The sequence below is a fragment of the Enterovibrio nigricans DSM 22720 genome, assembly GCF_900167155.1.
Classification (GTDB): domain Bacteria; phylum Pseudomonadota; class Gammaproteobacteria; order Enterobacterales; family Vibrionaceae; genus Enterovibrio; species Enterovibrio nigricans.
This window is the reverse complement of sequence record NZ_FUXU01000065.1, coordinates 1-23,082: the sequence shown is the minus strand read 5'-3', so window position 1 is coordinate 23,082 and position 23,082 is coordinate 1. Positions and strand designations below refer to the sequence as shown.

The window sequence follows — 23,082 nt, the reverse complement described above, 5'->3', positions numbered from 1 at the left end:
CAGAGTCTAGAAAACCTTGTAGCGCTCTCAATGGCATAGAGAAAATGCGTTTCACCATCAGTGCGGTAGTAATGGCTAAGTCGCTGAATCGGCGAGGTCTACCACGCTTGCCTTGTTTGTTTTGTTTCCACTCAGCTATCGTTTCCTCATCAATCCAAAAGGTCAGAGAACCACGGTTGATTAAGGCTTTGTTGTACTGCTTCCAGTTAGTTGTTTTGTAACGAGGTTTAGACATGAGACTACGACGATTGATGGGTGTAGCCGATCAGATCGTAGCTTCTAGATTTAGTTCCATCGATTTAAGCAACAAAGCCCTTTATCTGCTGCGTACTTCGAGCTCTCACTTCTCTGAGGATGATTTTTAGGAAAGGTGAAACAATCATGTAAATAGGCGGCAGGAAGCACAATCGCTTTGTTGGCATTTTCATGCTCACAAAGCGACTCAGCCGTTTTAACTACTCGGAGAATATGGCTAGTATCATGCGCTGTATCTGTCGTCATTTCCTTTTCAATAAACGCGAGGCAATTCGAGGCTAAGTTGTCTAAGTGGTCCACTGATTATCTCTTATCGTTGTTGGCTTCTCTTTATATATCAAATTAGTACAGTGTCCACGCCTTCGCTCGAATAAGCGTATCGATTTTTACCCATGGCTTTCGCTTCGTACATAGCTTTGTCCGCTTGATCAATCACGAGTTTCAACGACGTTGTATCATCCTTGTCCCAGTAACGAATACCGATACTGGCACTGATTTGTGGACGCACACCTTCAACCAAAACCGGTTCGTGCAGTTTTTTCACCAGCCGCTCTAGAATGTGGTCAATACGCCCTCGGCCTCGAATGCCAATTATGAACTCATCACCCGTTAACCTCGCGACTAAATCCTCACCAGACACAGTTCCTTTAAGCCGTTTGGCGACGACTTTCAGTAATTCGTCGCCCACATGGTGACCATACTGATCATTCACATTCTTAAAGCCATCGAGGTCGACAAAAAGAACATGCACATCTTGTCCTTGCACGTGCGCTTGGGTGAGCGCTGTTATTGCGTGTGTGCGATTCGCCAATTGCGTGAGGGGATCATGGTGAGCGATGTGATTGAGCCTTTTTAGCTCAAGCTTTGTCGTCAAATCAAAGATGGATATGACAAAGGCTTCTACTTTTCCATTTCTGTTCGTCACCGTTCTCGCATCAATCCGGCAAGGCAGAATGTTTCCAGACGAACAGATCAAAGGCGACGTCCATGTATAAAAACCGTTCAATAATAGGTGTTTGAGTTCTTTGTTGTTCAAATAGCCTTTCTGTTGTGAAAACAGTTCATGCCAATACGTAACGGCACCAAACGTCCTTAAACATGTCGTATTTTGCGCCTCTACAGCCAAACTCCGCGAAAGAACCAGCGTCGCGTCTTGGCTTTGATCGAAAATCAACTCCGCAAGTTTGCGCCGCTGTTCGGCCATTTGAAGCGTTGTAATATCTTCAAATTGCACCAAAGAATGCTGAGCGGATGCCATTGGCGTCGAACGTACGCGGAACAGCTTTCCTGATGCACGATGACAAATCTCGACACCAAAAACCGGTTTGTGCTCATCAATGGCGCTCGAAATATTGAGGAGAGTCTTAGTCGGTTCGAAGTCGGCTAAAATTTGGTCCAGATCGGTCGGTACACAGCCGATCGCTTTCAATTCAATGTCTGCTGCTGGGTTGGAATAGGTCACAATATCGCCGGGAGCGACGACCATGATCCCGTGGTCAATCGTGTCGAGCACTCGATTGATATAGATGCTTTTATCTTCGAGTTGTCGAAGTGTCGCGACTAATTGCTTGTCACGTTCATAAAGGCTCGTCACCATGTCATTGAAACACTGCGTCAACTGGCCAAGTTCATCGTGTCGTGTTACCGGCAGCGTATGACTCATTATGCCCAGGCGGATCATGTTAGACATTGAACGATGCAAAGAAGACAAAGGCTGGGAAACAAAGCCATGGATTGCTCTTGCAAAAAACAATGCAAACAAAGAAAGTGCCGCCGTTGCCATAACTAAATAGCCCGTAAAGCGTTGTTCCTCTTCTGTCACCCATGCTTTTGAGAAATAAAGATTCAGGGTTCCCAACGTTTCCGCCCCCAAAATAATCGGCTTTGACACGGTTTCTAATAACGTCGTATTACACAAAAAACCTGCCGGGTGCGGCGCACAATCGTCAGGTAACCGAGAATAAGAGGCAAATTCAGTCCCGTTTTCTCGCGAGACTTTTGCAAATACCAAGTCGGGATCATAGCTAAGTGCAGTCAATTGTTCTTTGGCCGAGGCGATATCTTCAAAAGCGAGCGCTGCCGTTAAGTTGCTCGCGGCACCACTGGCAAGAATATTCGCCCTTGAAGCAAGACCTTTCTCTAGGTACAAGCTCACGATCTGTGTTGTTGCCATGCCGCCACCAATCACAAATATCGTCATCAACAACCAAGTGGGCAGAATGAGCTTAACGCGTAGCGGCAAATTCTTTATAAATTGCGGAATCATTCTGTTGCCTCCCCTTTGGTTACTGCGATTGAAAGTAACTGCGAGCGAAGCGTAAAAGGCGCGCCGAGAAGATTATGCATATCAATGTAGGGCCTGACACGGTTATTCAGTTTTATAAATGATGCCATTCCGCCACGAGCCACAAATGTTTTGCCATCACCCACGAGCAACGAGCTTGGGAATTGTGTTCGCAGTGACAAAATATGGTCTTCTTTTCGACTGGTGGTAAATATGATGTGGCATTGGTTAGGGCGTCGATTTTCATCGGCAATGTCCCAAAAGCGTGCCTTATGTTTTTTCTGTTCTGCAATACTTTTTAAATGGCTAGCGACTTGGCTACTACCGTCTACGCAATAGTGATAAATACCCTCCTCAACGGCGATACTTTCCCAATTCACAAGATAGGCAAAACGAAACAGGTACACTGCTTTTAGCTCATCATCGGTAAAATCATTCGCAAAAGCAGCATTCCCAAAAAACACGCTCATGGGTATCAGCATCCCGATACAGGTTGCAACAATCTGTCGCTTAAAGCGTTTAATATTAAATTTACGCTTTACCATAGTTCCTCAGGGTAAAACCCAATCGACTTCCAGCCAATATTGGGTGCCGTTATCAAACGCACCGTATGATTCTGGATATTCGTTGAGTTGATCACTAAAGAGGTTCTCGACTGTCAGGGTGACATCTATGCCTTTATACAAAGGCTGAATGCCCACTAAAAAGTCCCAGGTAATGACTTGCGGCCATGCATAATCGTCGGTATTGGGTATTGTTTCATCAGGCTTAGTGCCAGATGCGTAGTGAAGAACACTGCTGACCCAAAAGCGCTGCGTTACATCCCACATGATCTGAGCACTCGCCAAATGTTGCGGTTCGTTTTCATACGAACGCATCGGCACGTCAGATGTACCGCAAATGGCACCTTCACAATCCGCCTCAATCCGGCGATAGCTGTAGTTAGCATTCACTTGCAATGCACTTGATGGAGACCATTTCATGCTCAATTCGCCACCGTAAGTGATCGCACTTAATGGATCGATTTGGCGGTACTTGTACACTTCCACGATTGTCCCAATCGTTCCCGGCGAAGAGTTACCTGAAATAGGTGTTTGAGATGCACTTTCCATTGCCCAAGCAGGAATGTTTTTCTCTTCACTGTAGAACAGGTTTGCATCAAATTGGAATTGGTCTTCATTCCAAAAGCGGTAGCCTAATTCAAACGTGTCCACCGTCGGTACATCAATGTCTTCACTACCCTGATATTCAATTACGCGTAAATAGTCAGCTTGAAAACATGATGTTGGAGCGGCCGAGTAACAAAAAGTAACATCACTTGCATACGCATTCTCATGAAAATCTGTTGTTCTTCCTAGCTGTGCTGGTGTAATCAACGCTCTACCCCAACCCGCCCAAACACGCTGGTTATCTGTAAGAGATTGCATCAAACGTACTTGCGGCTGTGCAAACGTATCATGTGTTAAATTGAAGTACTGCCAACGACTACCTATCATCAGTTGCGTCGTATCAGTAATGGGGTACAGATAGTTAAAGTATGCAGCGACACTTTGATTATCAAAACTGGACTGGTCCGCAACACGAACATACGGCGACGAATAATACTCATCCGGGCTATACGGCCTGAAGTTTTCATCGATATAGCGGTAGCTCAAACCTAGCGTTAAATGCCCACCAAATACATTGGCATCTTGATAACTGGTTTCAGAATCATACCGTGTGAAATAGGCGTTGCGATCCGCGCTATCACTACTACTGTGAGTGATCCAGAATTGTTGCTCCCATTGTCTGTCGTCGCCGAGATCTTGCAGGAACTTCAGCCCAGCAAAATATTCTTCAGCCAGCATTTCTGTGCGATAGGCATTAAAATCTTCACCATCTTGCCCAGGGTTCAGAAAGTGTGGTTGATAGTGTCCCCACTGATAATCTTCACGTGATCGAATGCCACCCAACTGGAAAGAGACGGTTTTGTCGAGGTGCTGATAGTCTCCGCGTAAACCAAAACGCTCGGTATAAACACGAAAATCTTGTTGAGGCTGAACTCTTTCTTCCTCACTCGTCCATGGCATATGTTGGACAAACTCGGCATACCCACTCATGAACAGGTTATCGCTCACTTTGCCAGCGTGGTGAACCTGATATTCCTGATAGTGATAATTTCCCAAAGCCGCTGACACATGCTTTTTAGGGGCCTCTTCAGCATCCAAGGTGATGATGTTGATAACCGCATGAACTGCGTTTCCACCCCAAATCGTTCCTACAGGGCCCAGGACAACTTCAATATGGTCAATATTATCCAAGCTCACTGGGATCAAGTCCCAGTCGACGCCGGAAAACATGGGGTTGAAGACACTACGTCCATCCACCATTACCAGCATTGAATTGCTCATGGTTTCGTTCGTGGTTCTTGCGGAAATACCCCAATCATAGTTTGAGTATTTAGCCACATGCAGACCCGGAGCAAGCGTCAATGCATCTGCGACAGATCTAACGCCTGAACGTTTAATTTCTTTCGATGTGATGACATAAGTAGCGGCTGGAATTTCGGCAAGGCTTAGCGCTGTCTTCGTTGCTGACACAACTTTCGTTTCAGACAATGCTTCTAAAGGCATATCCAATAATTCGCTGAGATCTGACTGAGCAAATGCTGTTATTGGGAACGGTAACATTAAGCTGACGAACGTGGTCGCCAGACGGCCTCTTAACATAGGTATTTCCGAGAATGTATTATTTTAATTAGTTTTTAGGATGTCCTTTTTTTGGGGAATCCTCACCATGACACATCGAAAGTAAAGGATCTGCTTCTTATTGATTTTGTGTCAGGTTTTCACCGGATTATAAGGGAGTTATTGAACAAAAAAACATACCCATACCCATCAAATTATAAAATTTTACAGTTCAATGGGAATGAATTCACGATGCGCCAAAATTCCGTCTAAGTATTTGTTAAATTTAGCGGTAAATAGTCAATGTAACGTCACAATGTTTACCGGAAAAATTAAACGACTTTTTTCAATTTAGCCAATCCATATGCGGCAATTGTCACATTATCTTTAATTTCACCTTTTATTATCATTTGCTCGAATTCTTGTAATTCGAAAGAACGCGTAATTAAATCCTCTTCTTCCACATCTAAACAATTCCCAACATAAGACAGTTGACTGGCATAGTAGATATGGCATGTTTGATTTAAAAATCCGTACGCAATGTACTGCTGACCTAAATAGATCATAGATTCCGCTTTTAAACCTGTTTCTTCCTTTAATTCGCCTTTTGCCAATGCGAGGTGATCTGCATCTGGATTGGACTCCCAAGCACCCTGAGGAAACTCCCAACAACGCTGTTGAACGGTATAGCGGTATTGTTGAACCAAATGTATTCTGCCTTCATCTACGGCCAGAATGACGGCACAGTCAGGCTTATCTACAACGCCATAAATCCCCTTTTCACCACTAGGCCGCGCAATGTCGTCTTCCCTGACAGACATCCATTTGTTTTTGTAAACCACCTTGGATCGTATTGTTTTAAACATAAAGAATTTCCACTCATCCCAATGTTTCATCAACTTACAGCAAGCGCTATAAAAAGTCAGGGATCAAAGTAATCGGCTGGGCGTCATTGTGGCAATACGTTCTAACATCGAGAGAGATTGGGTATGCGCCTCTTCAGTGTCTGCTGCGCATGCATCAGAAATGACATGCACGGTATAGTCGCGGTCATGCGCGTCTCGCACCACGCTCTGAATCGCCCACGTCGTGCTTACGCCGCACACGTACAGATTATTAATCTGGTTTGCACGTAGCACCGCATCGAGTGAAGAACAATGAAATGGGTTTATCCGCGGTTTAATAACAATAAGATCATGAGGCTCAACACTCAACGCCGAGTGAAATTCAGTCCCCCACGAATCTAAACTGAGTGCGCCAATTTTGTTCGCCCCGCCAAAAACAGGTGACAGCTTGGGTTGGTCGCGATAACTGCTGGAAAACCCCACTTTCACAAACACGATCAGATGTTCGAGTTGTCTCGCCCATTCAATGGCATGGTTTGCTTTCTCAATAACTTTCTTTTCAGAAACTTGTTGAGCACAAGAAGGGATTTTTCCGTCAGGGTGAACAATATCATTGATGAAGTCGATAACGATCAGAGCAGTTTTCATACAGCCTCCTTCAATATCTCGCATTCAGTATAGGCAGCAAGCAGTCTACATCGTCTGATTCGCAATCAATTCGGTGTATGCGACATCTCTTGAATTCGAGAAAGTCTGCGACTCCCATCTTGCCAAAATCCGTATTCATGATATTTTTCGCACCAGTTATTCAACTGGAATAGTGACCATGCCAAAGGCAAGTGATATCAAAAAGAACGCCGTGATTGAACACAACGGCAAAATTCTGGCAGTTAAAGACATTTCTAAGCTGACGCCAAGCGGTCGCGCGGGTAGCAGCTTGTTCAGAATGCGTCTGTACGATGTAGCGACAGGTGCGAAGCACGATGAGAGCTTCAAAGCAGACGACATGCTGACGTTGGCTGACTTCAGCCGTCATGCAGCCGATTTCTCTTACATCGATGGTAACGAGTACATCTTCATGGATTGTGAAGACTACACGCCGTACCACTTCAACAAAGAAGACATCGCTGAAGAGCTGCTGTTCATCACCGAAGAGACTAAAGGCATTCAAGTTCTGACCGTTAGCGGTAAGCCTGTTGCCATCGAACTGCCATCTGCGGTTGATCTGGAAATCACTGAAACGTCTCCTTCTATCAAAGGTGCTTCAGCGAGTGCACGTACCAAACCAGCAACACTGACCACAGGTCTGGTTGTTCAGGTGCCAGAATACGTTGCTCCTGGCGACAAGATTCGTGTTAACACGACTGAACACAAGTTCATGAACCGCGTAGACGCGAAGTAATGCTAAAAAGCCCTGAATACTCAGGGCTTTTTTCCTAGCAATCAACATGTCGAAAGCAATGCTTTTCCTTCTCCGCTATTCCCCTGCACCTCTTAGCGACATCTCACTGTTTTCAACCAGTAACCGCGACGCGTAATCTTTCAGAAGCTGCCAATGCGCGTCATCGACTTCGATGCCATTTTCCCATGCACGCTTAACAGAGGCCGCTTGCATCTCTGATGAAATATCGGGCACTTTCTCTGAAGGGCAAGTAAAAGGCTGTAGGCTCAATTCAATGTACACATCTTGAATATCGACCCCGCGATTCATGCCAAAGTAAATATTGGGATAGCGGCTCCCCGCATTGTGGATATATTCGATACCGACCGGTGCACGGCCATTGCTCCAACGCATCCGAACAGAAACACCCTTCCCCGCTAACTTGTTTAACTCCCCAAAAGCAAATAAGCGGTTTTTGCACTGCCGAATGACCAAGGTTGCCGAACGTGACTGCATCAATTGCTCAACCGCCACATCCAACAATGCAGGAAAATGACATAACAGGCTTGCGCCAAACAGATTGACCTCTATGCCTTTGCCATCAAGCTGAATATCCGGCGTATCGGCCTCTGGGTCACCGTCGAGAAACTGAAGGGCAGACACAAAACTTGTTACGCCATAAAGCCCAGCCATCTCCAAATCAACGACCATATTCGCAATGGCATCAGACTCACCACAGCGACGCTGCATGCTGTCGAACGCTTTCGCACTCAAGGTGACGAGTTCATTGTGAGATACATACATCTAACTCATGCCTCCTCGACGGGTAACAGCGGAAACAACCAGTCATCTGTCGCGACACCATTTGACGTTTCAGACGCCAACGGCGCCCCCTGAAACAGGGTGACACGAACCCAACGGTCAGAACGCGGATCAAATTTGGTCGCCCCAAACATAGCGAGCTTGCAACGAAGTAAATGCATTGGGAGCACATGCTTATCCAGCACATTGATTTGAATATCGCCCATCGGGCAATTGCCTAATGTCCAAACCCTACGCGCAATTAAACGATACTCTGGGTGTTTAAGAAGAAATTGCGCCAGCGAGCCCTCGCTGTCCGCGCTGTTCAGAACCTGATGAAAGCGCGACACCTGACGACCGATGTCCAACGGTAATTCGTGGTGTTCTCCGGGCTCTGCTCCTCTGACACCCATGCGTGGCTCTTCTTTGTCGACAGAACGGTACCAGAACCAATATTTGCAATTGGCATCTTGGAAATCGATATCCAATGCCCAACGATAACGTGATTCAAGAAGCAACAACATGTCAGCAACACTCACGCCCGGCGTTAACGCCACTGACTCGTCGGTATTCATGTCATCGGCATAAGTATCAACACGTTCAGGGTACGCTTCCAGTAGCGAGGCAATCAGCACTTCTTGTGTTTCTAGACTGAATACGTTTGCTTCCGCCAAGACGGATTTCCACACGTCATCAGACCCGCTATCTCGGACAAATGCGATCAGGCGGGGTAGCTCTCTCACTGTTTGAGCGTTAAGCCCTCGCTGATGCTCATCAATCGTCACCACTTGCCGTAAATGTGTTTTGGCCTTTTCTAGCCACTTAATCACGCGCGCTTTTGCGTCATCATCTGTCACGCACGAAGAGACAGACGCGAGTGCTAACTCTCGCTGATAGAGCCAGTTATCGACGACACGAGGGTGACGAATAAGGTATGGAGCCATCCCAAGCCCCGTGGCATTGCCGATGCCAATGTAGCGCTGCAATTGCGGCGACAAATACGTGGCTTTCGCGCCGCCACGCGTTTTCCCAAGAAAATGTACCCAATCCAGACTGAATTGTTTGAGTATGTACACCGCGCACATTTGGGCGCTAAAAGACAGGCTGAAATCAGTATTGCTTTCGAGCGTTTCAAAATCTGCGATGCCAAATTTACCGTTGCCATACACAGCCGTTGTTCGCAGGATATACCCCACGTTAGCAATAGCATCCACATCAGGTTGTTTGCCTTGTGACAGGCTATCAACAATATGTTCAAACACCCTCACGCTCTTATTTGCGCGAGAAAGTACCAACACCCTGGGTGAATTACGTCCCGCTTCCTGCAACGGCACATTCTGGCGCAACATCTGGAGTTCCTGTTCTGTCACTTGCCCATTCACCAGCGCAAACGTGACATCCCACTTTTCAGCAATAACACGATCGTTGCGCTCTTCATCTTTAATTGCATCCGAAAACACGACAAGATCGTAAGCATGACTTGGTGTGGTTAACGTGTAGATTGCTGTGCCGAATCCGCTCCCTTCGATGGCCCACGTTTTAATGGCGATTTGCCATTTTTCGTCAGTCATTTTTCTAAGGAGCGAGCGGACAAAACTTATACGTGTTTGATGCATCGCACCAATTCGGTAGGGATCCATCACAACCGCAGGATCGCGTAGCGCTAAGGCTTGATCCTTCACTGAATTTACTTCCATGCCGCTCACCTTCACAACAAGGCTACTCTTGAACCTTTTCTTCATTATTGGCGACAGCCTCGACGTAGGCTGTCGCGTTATTGTGTCTTTCGATAAGTCGGGTTTTGTTAATCCAACCCTTGCGCTTTTGCCATCTGCAATGCGATTTTCGGCGCATTCCACAGTGAGGGCAGCAAAATTAAGGACACGGGCACTGCCGTTATCACAATGAAGGACTGGAGCGCGGACACGCCACCTGAACCTAGAGATATAAGGATGATTGCGACTGTCCCCATCATCACACCCCAGAAGGTGCGCATCAAACCATTCGGATTCAGGCTCCCACTGAGTACCACACTGATGGTGTACGTCATGGAGTCACCCGTAGTAACAATAAAAATCATGGTCAGGATCAGGAACAGAATAGAAATCAGCGTCGGGAAAGGCAGCTGTTGTGTAATCGCCAACAAAGAAGCCGGTAGATTAAACCCTTCAAATGCCTTGCTCACTGATCCGGGTTCTGCCATTTCAAACGCAAGACCAGAGCCGCCGACAATGGTGAACCAGAAACAGGTGATAAGCGGTGCGATAATCGCAATTGTCGTCACCAGTTGGCGAATCGTTCTGTCGCGAGATATACGCGCGATGAAGATCGCCATCATTGGCCCATAGCCAAGGAACCAGCCCCAGAAGAAAACCGTCCACCAGCTCAACCACCCCATATCGCCACGGAATGTCGCCATAGGAATGAAGTTGTCTACCATGGTGCCGACACCTTGCACGTAACCGTTGATGATGAAATCCGTCGGGCCAACCAACAGGATGTAGACCATCAAGCCTACGGCCAAAATGACGTTATAACGGCTGAGTATTTGGATGCCTCGGTTAACGCCACTCAGTGCTGAAATGGTGTAAATTGCGATGGCAAAAAGGATAATAATAAATTGGGTTGTAAAGCCATCAGGCAATTCGAAGAGAAGGTTCAGTGCATAACTGATTTGAAGACCAAGGAACCCAATGGGACCGATAGTTCCCGCCGCAACGGCAACGATACAGCATGCGTCAATTACGTTACCAATCCAGCCAGTCATTGCGCGGTCGCCAAAGACCGGATAAAGCAGAGTCCGGGGTTTAAGTGGAAGTCCTTTGTCGTAATGCAGGTGCATCAACACAATGGTCGTTAACGTGCCCAGAATTGCCCAAGCGAGAAAACCCCAGTGCATGAAGGACTGAGCGAGGGCGTTAAACGCCTGACGTTGCAAGTTCCCTTCCGGCACACCGTAAAGTGGCGGCGGGTTAACAAAGTGCGCAATAGGTTCTGCTGCCGCCCAAAACACGCCACCACCTGCAAGCAGTGTACAGAGAATAATGGCCAGCCACTTAAACCCTTCCATTTCAGGTTTATCCATGGCACCAAGTCGAACCTTGCCCGTTCCAGGACTAAACGCCAAGGCGATACCAATCAGAAATGTCGCTAATAACAACAATTGCCAATAAGGCCCAAAGAAAGACACACTCCAACTAAAGCCTTGGTTAACCAAGCTTGAGAGCAGCTCATTGTTAACCAACGCTGTGATGACAAAAGCGGTAAGAAAGCCACCACTTAACCAAAAAACGGGATTATCTAAGCCTAACTTTTGCCAAGCACTTTGTGCTTCGGGTGCTGCGTTAGACTTCTCAGAATCGAGTATTCCAGACATTATCTGTCTCCACGTCATTGCAAACTGAGGACTCCCCCAGCTCTACTCCTTGTGAGCGGGCATTGCTCCCGCGCTGCGATTTATTTCTTCGGTTCTAAGCCTGCTTCTAAAAAGCGAACCCAATTTCGGCCGAGAATGCCGGCCACTTCTTCGTCGCTAAAGCCAATATCGCGCAATCCCTTGTAAATATTTTTCAGTCCACGGGTATCTCTAAACCACGGCAATGCCGCAGGCCAACCCGCATTCGAGGCCGAGCCCTCTCCAAAATCGAGACTCTTTGACCAACGTCCGTTTCTCATCCAATCCAACACACGCTGTGGTTGGTTCTGACAAAGATCGCTCCCCAATGCCAAATGCTCAGCGCCGTAGGCACTTGCTGCATCTGCCACCATCTGACAAAACGCCTCTAACGTGCAGTCACTGCCATTGGGTAAGTGAAAGGGGTACAAACTAAATCCCAACAACCCACCCCGACCAGTTAGGGCCCGGATCACTTCATCAGACTTATTTCTCAGTGCGCCATGGGCAACTGTCGGGTTCGCATGGCTAATGCAGATTGGCCTTGAGGACAGATCAACCGCTTCTAACGTTGAGCGTTCCGCGCTATGGGACATATCAATGATCATCCCAACGCGATTCATCTCTTCTATAACTTGTTTGCCAAAGCGTGTGACGCCCGAATCTTCCTGCTCATAGCAACCTGTCGCAAGCAAACTCTGGTTGTTGTAAGTGAGCTGCATGATCAAAAGCCCAAGCTTTCGCATCACCTCAACCAGCCCGATTTCGTCGTCAATTGGCGAGCAATTCTGCGCACCGAAAAATATCCCGACTTTGCCGCGTTGCTTTGCACTAAAAACGTCATCCATCGTCATCACGGGCACAATAAGATCGCTATTGCGCTCAAAATGCAGATTCCATTCAGCAAAGCGAGACAGAGTTTCCCGCGCTGTTTCGTGATACACCAAGGTCACATGGACAGCCGTTACACCACTTTCTTTCAGTGATTCAAAATAGGCGCGATCCCAGCGGCTGTATTGCAAGCCATCTACGATGATTTCGTCCTGATACATACCCTCTCCTCGCACCTAGCTGTGCACAGTGGCTTAGTAAGCGCGTTGGTACGCGGTTTTTACGACAGTGTAAAAATCGCGGGCGTAAAGTCCTTGCTCTCGTGGCCCGAAGCTTGACGATTTTCTGCCACCGAAGGGCACGTGATAGTCGGTGCCCGCCGTAGGCAGATTCACCATGACGCAACCTGTCTGTGCTTGTTGTTTGAATAAGGCACTGTTGCGAAGGCTTGAGGTAACGATGCCCGCCGTTAAGCCAAAACGCGTTTCATTAACGGTTTCAATCGCTTCTTCAATCGAACCTACACGTTGCACACATGCCATTGGCGCAAACAACTCTTCTTGGTTTATGTCCCAGCTATTCTGAGTGTTAATAAACAGCGTTGGCCCCATGTAATAACCTTCATGACCAGGAGAAAGACGCTCACCCCCCGTTACCAATTCGGCGCCAAGATCCTTAGCTCTTTCCACCCACTTGAGGTTTGATTCCAGCTGACGTTCATCGACCACGGGCCCCATAAATACGCCGTCTTCCAACGCGTGTCCCACTTTGAGTTCAGCCATTCGTTTGGTCAGTGCATCGACATAGGCGTCATGCACACTGTCGAGCACGATCAAACGAGACGATGCGGTACACTTTTGACCCGCACCAGAAAATGAACCTGCAATAGTCGCTTCCACTGCGATGGACAGGTCAGCATCATCGGAAATAACCAAGGCATTCTTGCTGCCCATTTCCAATTGGCATCGCACAAAATTTGGCGCAGTGGCTGCCGCAACTTGACGCCCAACTTCAACGGATCCGGTGAAGCTGACCGCATCAATGTCAGGGCTATTAATGAGGGTATTTCCGACTTCCGCACCGGAGCCCAGAAGAAGATTGAACACGCCCGCAGGCACACCAGCACGGTGGATAATATCTGCCAAAGCGACAGCACTGGCAGGTGTGAGATTGGCGGGTTTCCAGATCACACTGTTCCCAAATGCCAGCGCAGGAGCGATTTTCCACGACGCCGTCGCCGTCGGGAAATTCCACGGAGAAATGATGGCAACAACACCTACGGCTTCCCTTGTCACTTCCACCGTGACATTCGGACGAACAGAATCAGCAATGTCGCCCATCTGGCGCAGGACTTCTGCCGCGTAGTAATGAAAAAACTGACCGGAGCGATACACCTCACCGCGCCCTTCTGCAAACGGCTTTCCTTCTTCTGAAGACAGGAGACGGCCAAGTTCATCACACCGCGCGATCAGCTCATCACCGATGGTGTACAAAATCCGCTGCTTTTGCTCCATGGGCATTTTTTCCCATGATGGCTGTGCACGTTTGGCTGACGCAATCGCATCCCTGACCTGTGCGCCACTTGCTTGCGCAAAATTACCCAAAGACTCTGAAATATTGGACGGATTAATGTTGGCGACTGTTGTCATCCCCTCTTGCCATTTTCCGTCGATGTACAGGCTCTTCTCTGCGTTCAAATCCATGGGTTGCTCCTTCATTCTTTATTGCTCATTGGCACGGCTGCATACACCACTAATTCGATGAGCATGCCTTCTCTGGCTAATCCTGCGACCACCATGGCCGCTCTGTTCGGGTATGGAGCATCAAAGTACTCTGCGTAGATTTGATTCACTGTCGCTAAATAGCTTCGATCTGTTACATAGATCAGCACTTGCAAAACCGCGTTACTTTTTACGCCTGCTGCGTCTAGCGTGTGCATTAGGTTCTCCAGCGTCTGCCTTGTCTGCGCTTCGATGCCGCCCTCGACCATTTGTCCGGTTTGATCAATCGGGATCTGCGCCGTATGAAGGGTTCCGTTATGGATCACCGCCCACTCCAACGGAGCTTTTGATGCAAAAAGCTCAGTTTGTACTGCTCGAATTTCAACACCTTGTGGATCTGACATCGGTTACCGAATCTCTTGATGCATTTGTTAAATTATGGTTAAAGTTTGCACGGATGGAATTGATAAATCGAACGGTTAATTTTTGACAATTGTTCAGTTTTACTTATCACTTAAAGCAAGGTGTTTGATGGAGGACTAAAGAAAAATGGACATAAAGATTCAGCAACTTAGACATTTTTCTCTGGTGGCAGAGCAACGGGGCTTTCGCGCCGCGGCCTCCAAAGCTAATCGATCGCAAGCAGCCCTCTCAACGTCCGTCAAAGAGTTGGAAAAAATACTGGGACAGACACTGTTTGATTCCGGCCACAAAGCCAAACTCACGCCCTATGGGGAGTTCTGCCTGCCCAAAATCAATCAATTCTTAAAACTCTACGAAGACTTAAACTCTGATTTACGCGCCGCTGCCGCAGGGCAACTTGGTCAGGTGCGCATTGCCAGCGTACCCTCTGTTGCAGCAAAGTTGATTCCTCGCGTGTTAGCCAGTTACACAGAAACACACCCGAATGTGGATGTCGCGCTCGTCGATGACAACGCAGCTGGTGTCGAAGCGCGTTTATTGGCGGGTGAAGTGGATTTGGCTGTCGGAAATTGCCTTCATATTCAAGATGAACGCATTGAGTTTACACCGCTATTGGCAGATCCTATCGGTATCGTCTGCCTTCACGATCATCCACTCACATCATCGAGTTTCCAGCTCAGTTGGGAAGACGTGGTGGATTTTCCGTTTATCAAGAATGGTACTTGTTCATTACTAGAACCCACGCCTGCCCACATATTGGCTGACAACGCCCGTTACAGTGTCGAAAACATCACGTCACTCTTTTCTGTGTTGGAATTAGGTATCGGTATCACGACACTTCCTCGGCTCGCCTTTCCAAGCGAGTCCGAGCATTTACGTTGGATTCCACTCGCAGATCCTTACGTTGAGCGTCAGATTGGTATCTTTCGCTTGAGTGACCGCTATATTTCTCCACAGGCGTATGATTTTTATGAGTTATGCGTATCCGCGCTATACACGCCAAATCAATAGGCTGAACCTATTGAAATAATTGACATTTTTGATTGGCACTATACGTAACGAAAACGTAATCTACAGCGAATAGAAAACGATGAGAAAAAAGGACTATTTATGAGTACGTTAACCTTACGTTGCCCGCATTGTCATACTGCCAACCGCATTCCGGCTGAACGCATTAAAGATCAACCTAAGTGTGGTGCATGTAAATCGTCCGTATTGACTGGTAAACCGCTTAAAGGCACGGAAAGCAACATGGACGCCTTACTGACTTCCGACAAAGCTGTTGTGATCGACTTCTGGGCACCATGGTGTGGACCATGCCAAGGTTTCGCCCCTGTGTTTGAGGCCACCGCTGCGCAGCACGATGACGCTATCTTTGTCAAAGTGAACACCGAAGATCAGCAAGCACTCGCAGCGAAATACCGTATTCGCAGCATTCCAACCATCATGGTGTTTAAAGATGGCAAATTAGCACAGCAAATCAACGGTGCGCTGCCACAATCAGACTTCAACAATTGGTTGCAGCAGGCGAAATAAGCCCACATTAAATCAGGGGCTGCTGCTTAGAATTAGGCGTATCGAAAGGGGCTATTGCCCCTTTTTCATTTTCCTTTGTCACATTCCCCTCACATAACACATCGCGTAATCCCCTACCTAATTAAGGGTTGCCATCTTTGATTTATATGATAATAATTATCATTAACATGTAAATACGAGATAGCGCATGGACAGTAAACAGTATTTGTACCGAACCTTCTTTGCAGCACAAGACCGGTTTAATGAAAAATATACGCCTTTTGGTTTTGAGCCTGACATTGTTCAGCAGTACCTCCATGCAGGTTTTAACCTCGCGTCATTTCACGACTTTGGCGCAGAAAACGAGAGCCCTCTGCTGACAGAGCTCTATCTCAAGCAGCTTTACAACAACCTGCTGGACGCCATTCAGGACCCTAAGCGTAGCCGTCACTTTCGGCATGTCTGTCTGGACGCTATCCATGCGCCACTTATCAGCCTAAAGCGCTATTACAAAAACTGGCCGAATGGCGAGGTAAGGTTTCTCCAACTACAACAAGAATTACAGCGATTACAAACGCCGCTCGATTAATTGAAAAGGGACGCTTTATGACTCAGGAATACCGCACAGAAAAAGACAGCATGGGCGAAGTAAACGTCCCTGCAGATGCACTTTATCAAGCGCAAACACAGCGTGCTGTCGACAACTTCCATTTCAGTAAGCACACCATGCCAGCTGCGTTTATTCAGGCTCTGGCTTACATAAAACAAACCGCAGCCCTGACCAATGCCCAGCTGGGACATCTCGAAGGCGACATCGCCGAAGTGATATCTGAAGCTTCGCAACGTATCATTGATGGACAACATCATGACCAGTTCCCCATTGATGTGTTCCAAACGGGCTCGGGTACCAGCTCTAACATGAACGCCAACGAGGTCATCGCGACCCTTGCGAGCAAAAGCCTTGGTGGCAATGTAAATCCAAATGATCACGTCAACATGGGCCAAAGCAGTAACGATGTGGTTCCTACTGCCATTCAAATCAGCACGGTGTTGGCCATTGAGAAGCAATTGTTTCCCGCGCTAGATGCGTTAAGTGCAACCCTTGCAGAGAAGCGCAAAGAGATTGGTGAAAAGGTAAAAACGGGTCGCACACACCTGATGGACGCGATGCCCGTTACCTTCGATCAAGAACTGGGAGGATGGCAGTTCCAGATTGACCACGCGAAAGCAGGCATTGAGCAAAGCTTGGCCGCCATTCGTCCCCTAGCACAAGGCGGAACGGCTGTTGGGACAGGCATCAATGCAGATCCAAGGTTTGCCGCCGCGTTTGCAGATAATCTCTCCCAAGTGACACGAGTTTCATTCACAGCAAGTGAAAATTTCTTTTTCAACCTAAGCAGCCAAGACGCTATCGTTGCTCTGTCTGGTCAACTAAAAACCACCGCTGTCGCCATGATGAAAATAGCCAACGACCTACGCTGGATGAACTCTGGGCCCTTGGCGGGTCTTGGTGAAATTGAACTGCAAGGCTTACAGCCTGGTTCGTCTATCATGCCCGGTAAAGTAAACCCTGTTATTCCTGAAGCTGTCGCGATGGCATCAGCGCAAGTAATTGGCAACGACACCACCATTACCGTTGCGGGGCAGTCCGGAAACTTCCAACTAAACGTGATGCTCCCCGTCATCGCACACAATGTACTAGAGAGCATTGAACTGTTAGCAAACAGCGCAACCGCACTTGCTGATAAAGCGATAAAAACCTTCACGGTAAGAGACGACAACCTGCAACAAGCTCTTGCCAAGAACCCTATCCTCGTCACCGCGCTCAATCCTGTTATCGGGTATTTAAAAGCGGCAAGAATTGCCAAAAAAGCTTACCAAGACGGGCGTGCCATTCTTGATGTGGCCGAAGAAGAAACTGGCATGGACAGAGCAACACTAGAGCGTTTGCTCGACCCCGTAAAACTCACCCAAGGGGGTGTCGCAGAGTAACGGATATACCGAAAGGAATAGATCTGCCAAAGACACGCCTCGTTTCGCTGCACACGGAAAATGGCACCCTAAAAGGTGCCATTTTCTTTTACGCAACAGGTTAGAGCCAGCCAAGGAAAGGGGGAAGCCTAGGCCAGCTCTATAAACCTAGGTCTGCTATATATACCTTTCTCTTATCTATAGACAGAGCGATTAGCTTTCGCTATATCGAATACGGTGAATCCTACTTTGTGCCTCTAGATGCGCTTGTTGCTCGCGTGCACGAGCGAAGACAGAGAGGATTCAGTTAGGCTGTTGTCAGTGTAATGACATTTCGAAATAGAACTCGCGAAACTAAAGAAGAACCAAGCCGTTGCTCTTGAATTTGCACACCAAATTTGACCATGACTCGTTTAGTTTCCTAGAATATAAGAAATTACTATGATTTTTCAATAATAAAATCAATACGCTTGCGTCAGAAAAATCTGATACCAATGAATATACCACTTGATGTGGGTAAAGTGCTGAACTTTCGCATGCATCGTATGCCGTTAAAGCTTAGGTTACTCGTTGATGAACAACTTTTTGATAAAATATGTTTCTTTTTTTTCCTTTTTTTTCCTCTTATCTAGTGCCTATGCGGCATCTGGTGGTAGTACATTTACCGTCATTAATGCTGATGGATCAGTAGACAAAGTACACATATTCAACTCTTCAGGATCATTTATTGTCCCTGCTGGAGAAGCACTTTCTGGTGGACGCATATTAGTCATTGCTGGTGGTGGTGGTGGTGGTGGCGCTATAGCAAGTGGCACTGGTGGTGGTGGTGGTGGTGGTGGTGGATTTGATCAAAGAAGTGGATTGTCATTCTCATCGGGAACATATCAAATCAACGTTGGTGCAGGGGGAGCGAAAGGGACGCCAGCTGTACAAGGTAGTAATGGAGGAAACTCGACTCTATTAGGGCCAGGGATCTCAATAACCACTTTAGGCGGTGGTGGTGGCGGTGCTGGTTCCACTGGTGGCTACCCCAATATAGCCACTGCAAACAGAGCTGGAGATGTGGTAGTGGTTTGTCTTCAGATATCAGTGGCAGCAATACATATTATGCAGGCGGCGGCGGCGGCAAACGAGACGCAGGCGTTCCAGGTCAAGGCCTCCATGGTAGTGGTCAAGGAGGAGGCAGCACATATGGTAATGCAATTTCCGGTCAAGCAAATACTGGTGGTGGTGGTGGTGGTAGTTACCACGACGGTTCATCTCAAATAGTATATTCTGCTGGTGATGGTGGTAGTGGTGTTGTTATCGTTCGTTATCGATTTCCCAACGCGATTACTCTGACAACTCAACCAGTTGCGGGCAACAACGGAGCCCAGTTGACAACGCAGCCTGTCGTAAATCTCGTTGATAACAGTGGTAATATTGTTAGCAGCAATGCAGCAGTAACCGTTTCTGCAAGCGGCGGGGGTACCTTAAGCGGTACCACAACGGTGAATGCGCAAAATGGCGTGGCGACCTTTAGTGACTTAAGTTTCAGTGGAACTGTGAGCCAAAACTATGCCTTGTCGTTTGCTTCAACTGGTCTAACGTCAGCAACATCAAACAATATCCAACCGACTGGGGCTGGGTCAGCAACTCAAATAGCATTAACAATTCAACCAGTCGCAGGCAACAACAGTACCCAGTTGACAACGCAGCCTGTCGTAAATCTCGTTGACAACAGTGGCAATATTGTTAGCAGCAATGCAACAGTAACCGCTTCTTCAAGCGGTGGAACCTTAAGTGGTGCCACAACAGTGAACGCCGTGAACGGTGTGGCAACCTTTAGTGACTTAGGCTTCAGTGGTACTGTGGGCCAAAACTACACCTTGTCATTTGCTTCAACTGGCTTAACGTCAGCAACATCAAACAGTATCCAACTGACTGGTGATGGACATATAGCATTCGCAAACTCACCTCAGTCTAATGGAACTAAGTTTGTTGAACTTCCATCTAATCAATGGGATTTAAATCAAGGAGAATTGGCATTATCTATTGCTATTAGAGACTCATTGGACAACCTCTTAATCGACACATCGCAGATCGACAGTATTAATGCCGAAATTATCTCTGGCCCTGGTACATTAACTGTAAACCCATCAGGACGCAGCATTATTATTCCCAGACCTAGCAATGGCGCCATATATAGCTTTAGTGTTTTATCCATTGAAGCAGGAAATACAACTGTCAGAGTATCAATTCGCACGGTAGATGGAATCACTCATAGTATACCTGATATATCTATAGAGTTTTTATCGACTAATCAAACTAAAGGAAGTGTAATTATTGAAACTCAACCTATTTTAGGGAGAAATGGAGATTTCATAACACAACCAATAGTCAAGCTTGTTGATAAAAACGGAAATATTTATACAAATGACAACACAACTGTAATCACAGCTAGATTGATCTCTGGAAGCGGAAGTCTTAACGCAAACAATCAATCAACAATGGTAACATCCAAAAATGGCGTTGGTAAATATACTGAATTATTTTTAAGCCAAATGGGAAATAACACTCAATATCAACTAGCTTTCTTTGCTAATGGTTTCTCTCCAGCACTCTCTAATAAGATTCAAAGGCTTACTGTTGCAGAGCTTATTAGAGAGGATATTGAAAAAATATTAGAAAGGGATCTATCTATCACAGTTAAAGATTTAGAATCAAGTTTTAGCGATGCGGCTAAAAATGCTTTGAGTAGAAAAAATTGAAAAATGATAAATATTGCTTTCATAAGCCATTGGATTGGCAAGGTAATATTAACAATATCAGGAGAACGAACAACATCCGCTAATGGTTCTTTTGGCAGCAACTCTATATATTGCAATAGCAGTGGAACTACATCTTTAGATGGAAGCTATAGTATTAATGTTTCAGATAATCTAAACATAAAGACATTTAAATCCACATTTAATGTTTCAACCGAATGGATTAATTCATCTTCCTCTATTAGCGGGCTGTCATTTGGTGGTTACATAAAAGATTCAGCTGTAAGTAACGATGCTAATGGTAATATAACTGGGGTAGGTATAAATACCGGATATTATGGTGCAAGTATATATGATATCGCATCTTTACAGTACTACGTTGCACTTGGCGTTGGTTATCACAGCTATGAGTTGAATATTGATAAGTATGAGGGTGGCAATATTTATTTTTATGGTAACTATAGATACTTGACAGGATTAACTGGCTTAGCCATGTCTATAAAAAAACACATTCACGGCATTACATTTGAGCCTAGGCTTGGGGTTAATCGATCATACGCACTGGCATCAGAAGCATCAATTAACGCAACACAAGGTGAAGAAAATGCTTATCTTAAATTTAACCCATCTAACTACAATAGCACTAGCTACTATATAGACAGTGAAATTTATAAAAAATTCAACTTATCGGAAATAACGAATAAAATCAGTGTCAAACCAAAATTATGGTTCCGTTATGACAGTATTGATGGTGAAAACTACGGTAATGAGCTAGAAATTAAGTTCAGCATTTCATCTCAATATAATAACTTCAGCCTATTATATTCAATCAAAGAGTCAGATGCATATACATCAAAAAGCATTAAAATCCGTTTATCAAGAGAGTTACATTCTGGACAATTATCATTAATTAATTCATTTAATAAGAATGGAAATGCAAACATAAATCTTTCATACACTTCCAATTTTTAGATTAATTTTCTGCTAGTGGCTCAATCGATTTGAGTCACTAGCAGAAATGTATTACCATCTATTTAATCATCTGACAGATACGAGTTTGCGTTAAAAATGGCCAGCCCCCCATCATAGGTCACCACTCGATTCTTTGATTTTCAGCCCTAAACCACCTACTGAAATAGGTGGTTATCATTCAGGAAGGCTTTGCCTGATTATCTACCCATGCTAAACGAACTCTCAATTTCAGCGAAGTCAAAGAGAACATAAAGCATGAGTAGATACAAGCAAGCATCGTATGTGTACTGGCGCTGTCAATACCACATAGTGTGAACGCCAAAGTATAGGCTTCTGATATTAAAGAACAAAACCGGGGAAAAGTGTACAGCTGTATTCACGTATACAGTAGTCAACTGGGCTGCGAAGTTGTTGAATTGAGCATTCAAATTGATCATGTTCACTTGGTAATTAAGGTTCCACCGAAGCCGTCAATTTCGAAACTGAGGGGCCACTGAAAGGAAAAATCAATTGGAGATAGAGCTGCACTAGCCAAAGGTCCCCTTTTAGACAGTCTCTCATGCACAAATCCCCGAGCGTTGCTCGGGGATTTTTTTGAACTCATTTTGCATGCTGTGATCAGATCGCTTAGGACAAATTATTTGAGGCGAGTATGATGATGAATCCAGAGCTGTGGGCGAAATGTCAATTTGGGCAAGCAAACCTCAACGACCCAAGATGCACGCAAAGACTCGTTTCACTGACTGCCTCAATCGCTCAACAGCCTGGAATTGCCGTGTCCAGACTCGCCCTATCCCCCGCCGAGATGGAAGGCGCTTACCACTTTATCCGCAACGGGAATATCCAAGCCAGCGATATCGTTGAAACGGGTTTTCTCTCTATAGCACAGCAAGCCAATGCTCACAACACCTTACTGGCGCTTGAAGAAACGACGCCACTGATTTACAAGCATGATAGCGTCAGAGACTCATTGGGACATGCCAATCAAGGTGACAAACTCCGAGCGATTCAAGCGCACCCTATTTTACTGTATGCACCACAAAGCCAGCAAGTGATAGGCCTCATTGAACAACAGCTCTGGAGGCGGAATATCAAGAAACGCGGGCAGAGCCACCAACATGCCACTCGCCCTTATGAGGAAAAGAGAGCTATAAGTGGGAACAAGCCTCAACCAATATGTCTGAATAGCCACCGACTTGATGTCGGATAGGCGACACTTGTTACCAAGTGCCGCCCTCCTAAGAACCGTACGTGCAACTTTCACTGCATACGGCTC

The 23,082-nt window shown here is 46.3% G+C and carries 20 protein-coding genes and 4 pseudogenes; 11 read left to right on the top strand and 13 right to left on the bottom strand.

Annotated features, from left to right (window positions below; translation table 11 throughout):
• Positions 1-235, bottom strand: a 235-nt coding sequence (locus B5D35_RS17865) for a transposase (protein ID WP_170915189.1), incomplete at its 3' end; no start/stop codon positions are given.
• Here B5D35_RS17865 and B5D35_RS25275 point away from each other — a divergent pair.
• Positions 234-365 carry a hypothetical protein gene (locus tag B5D35_RS25275; protein WP_280174690.1) on the top strand — a complete coding sequence of 44 codons (132 nt, stop codon included), beginning with the start codon at positions 234-236 and terminating at the stop codon, positions 363-365. The two genes, B5D35_RS17865 and B5D35_RS25275, sit on opposite strands and share 2 nt — an antisense overlap.
• Here the strand turns inward: B5D35_RS25275 and B5D35_RS17860 are convergent.
• The 6 genes and pseudogenes from B5D35_RS17860 to B5D35_RS17835 all read right to left on the bottom strand — a co-directional run.
• Positions 301-501: pseudogene (locus B5D35_RS17860) on the bottom strand (HD domain-containing protein); the annotation flags it as partial. The gene B5D35_RS25275 and the pseudogene B5D35_RS17860 overlap by 65 nt on opposite strands.
• A gap of 91 nt (positions 502-592) precedes the next feature.
• Positions 593-2,521 (bottom strand): sensor domain-containing diguanylate cyclase, encoded by a 1,929-nt coding sequence (locus tag B5D35_RS17855; protein WP_078753887.1) that lies wholly within the window; start codon positions 2,519-2,521, stop codon positions 593-595.
• Entirely contained in the window at positions 2,518-3,009 is a 492-nt protein-coding gene (locus B5D35_RS17850) for a YfiR family protein (RefSeq protein ID WP_170915218.1), read from the bottom strand. The genes B5D35_RS17855 and B5D35_RS17850 overlap by 4 nt, the downstream gene beginning before the upstream one ends.
• Before the next feature lie 81 nt (positions 3,010-3,090).
• Positions 3,091-5,247, bottom strand: coding sequence for a TonB-dependent receptor plug domain-containing protein (locus B5D35_RS17845; protein WP_078753885.1), 2,157 nt, complete (start codon positions 5,245-5,247; stop codon positions 3,091-3,093).
• Between the two features lie 290 nt (positions 5,248-5,537).
• On the bottom strand, positions 5,538-6,071 hold the full coding sequence (locus B5D35_RS17840) for an NUDIX domain-containing protein (RefSeq protein ID WP_078753884.1): 534 nt from the start codon (positions 6,069-6,071) through the stop codon (positions 5,538-5,540).
• Between the two features lie 63 nt (positions 6,072-6,134).
• The gene (locus tag B5D35_RS17835; RefSeq protein ID WP_078753883.1) at positions 6,135-6,698 is read right to left on the bottom strand and encodes a cysteine hydrolase family protein; all 564 of its coding nucleotides are present in this window, start codon (positions 6,696-6,698) and stop codon (positions 6,135-6,137) included.
• Between the two features lie 178 nt (positions 6,699-6,876).
• Here B5D35_RS17835 and efpL point away from each other — a divergent pair, with 178 nt between their 5' ends.
• Complete coding sequence (efpL, locus tag B5D35_RS17830; protein ID WP_078753882.1) at positions 6,877-7,452, top strand: elongation factor P-like protein EfpL; 576 nt, start codon at positions 6,877-6,879, stop codon at positions 7,450-7,452.
• Positions 7,453-7,527: 75 nt separating this feature from the next.
• On the opposite strand, the gene B5D35_RS17825 is transcribed toward efpL, so the two are convergent.
• From B5D35_RS17825 to B5D35_RS17800, 6 genes are all read right to left on the bottom strand, one after another.
• A complete protein-coding gene (locus B5D35_RS17825) occupies positions 7,528-8,235 on the bottom strand; it encodes a DUF3726 domain-containing protein (RefSeq protein WP_078753881.1) in 708 nt (235 codons plus the stop codon).
• Positions 8,236-8,240: 5 nt separating this feature from the next.
• Entirely contained in the window at positions 8,241-9,929 is a 1,689-nt protein-coding gene (locus tag B5D35_RS17820; protein ID WP_078753880.1) for a hypothetical protein, read from the bottom strand.
• A 107-nt stretch (positions 9,930-10,036) separates the two neighbouring features.
• Positions 10,037-11,608, bottom strand: coding sequence for a BCCT family transporter (locus B5D35_RS17815; RefSeq protein ID WP_078753879.1), 1,572 nt, complete (start codon positions 11,606-11,608; stop codon positions 10,037-10,039).
• Positions 11,609-11,688: 80 nt separating this feature from the next.
• On the bottom strand, positions 11,689-12,678 hold the full coding sequence (locus B5D35_RS17810; RefSeq protein WP_078753878.1) for a membrane dipeptidase: 990 nt from the start codon (positions 12,676-12,678) through the stop codon (positions 11,689-11,691).
• A gap of 33 nt (positions 12,679-12,711) precedes the next feature.
• Positions 12,712-14,160 (bottom strand): aldehyde dehydrogenase family protein, encoded by a 1,449-nt coding sequence (locus B5D35_RS17805; RefSeq protein ID WP_078753877.1) that lies wholly within the window; start codon positions 14,158-14,160, stop codon positions 12,712-12,714.
• A gap of 11 nt (positions 14,161-14,171) precedes the next feature.
• Complete coding sequence (locus B5D35_RS17800; RefSeq protein WP_078753876.1) at positions 14,172-14,582, bottom strand: RidA family protein; 411 nt, start codon at positions 14,580-14,582, stop codon at positions 14,172-14,174.
• A gap of 145 nt (positions 14,583-14,727) precedes the next feature.
• Between B5D35_RS17800 and B5D35_RS17795 the strand changes: the two genes are divergently transcribed.
• From B5D35_RS17795 to B5D35_RS17755, 9 genes and pseudogenes are all read left to right on the top strand, one after another.
• Positions 14,728-15,612, top strand: a complete 885-nt coding sequence (locus tag B5D35_RS17795) for a LysR family transcriptional regulator (RefSeq protein ID WP_078753875.1) — start codon at positions 14,728-14,730, stop codon at positions 15,610-15,612.
• A 99-nt stretch (positions 15,613-15,711) separates the two neighbouring features.
• Positions 15,712-16,137: a thioredoxin TrxC gene (gene trxC / locus B5D35_RS17790; protein ID WP_078753874.1), complete on the top strand. Its 426-nt coding sequence runs from the start codon at positions 15,712-15,714 to the stop codon at positions 16,135-16,137.
• A gap of 187 nt (positions 16,138-16,324) precedes the next feature.
• Entirely contained in the window at positions 16,325-16,705 is a 381-nt protein-coding gene (locus B5D35_RS17785; RefSeq protein WP_078753873.1) for a hypothetical protein, read from the top strand.
• 17 nt (positions 16,706-16,722) lie between these two features.
• The gene (locus tag B5D35_RS17780) at positions 16,723-18,108 is read left to right on the top strand and encodes a class II fumarate hydratase (RefSeq protein ID WP_078753872.1); all 1,386 of its coding nucleotides are present in this window, start codon (positions 16,723-16,725) and stop codon (positions 18,106-18,108) included.
• Between the two features lie 552 nt (positions 18,109-18,660).
• Positions 18,661-19,098, top strand: a pseudogene (locus B5D35_RS25425) (glycine-rich domain-containing protein); the annotation flags it as partial.
• 62 nt (positions 19,099-19,160) lie between these two features.
• Positions 19,161-20,837 (top strand): glycine-rich domain-containing protein, encoded by a 1,677-nt coding sequence (locus B5D35_RS17770; protein ID WP_170915217.1) that lies wholly within the window; start codon positions 19,161-19,163, stop codon positions 20,835-20,837.
• Between the two features lie 3 nt (positions 20,838-20,840).
• Positions 20,841-21,806, top strand: coding sequence for a hypothetical protein (locus tag B5D35_RS24115; RefSeq protein ID WP_139367799.1), 966 nt, complete (start codon positions 20,841-20,843; stop codon positions 21,804-21,806).
• A 255-nt stretch (positions 21,807-22,061) separates the two neighbouring features.
• Positions 22,062-22,314 (top strand): annotated as a pseudogene (gene tnpA / locus B5D35_RS24110) (IS200/IS605 family transposase); the annotation flags it as partial.
• A 150-nt stretch (positions 22,315-22,464) separates the two neighbouring features.
• Positions 22,465-22,988: pseudogene (locus B5D35_RS17755) on the top strand (IS4/Tn5 family transposase DNA-binding protein); the annotation flags it as partial.
• Positions 22,989-23,082: the final 94 nt, after the last annotated feature.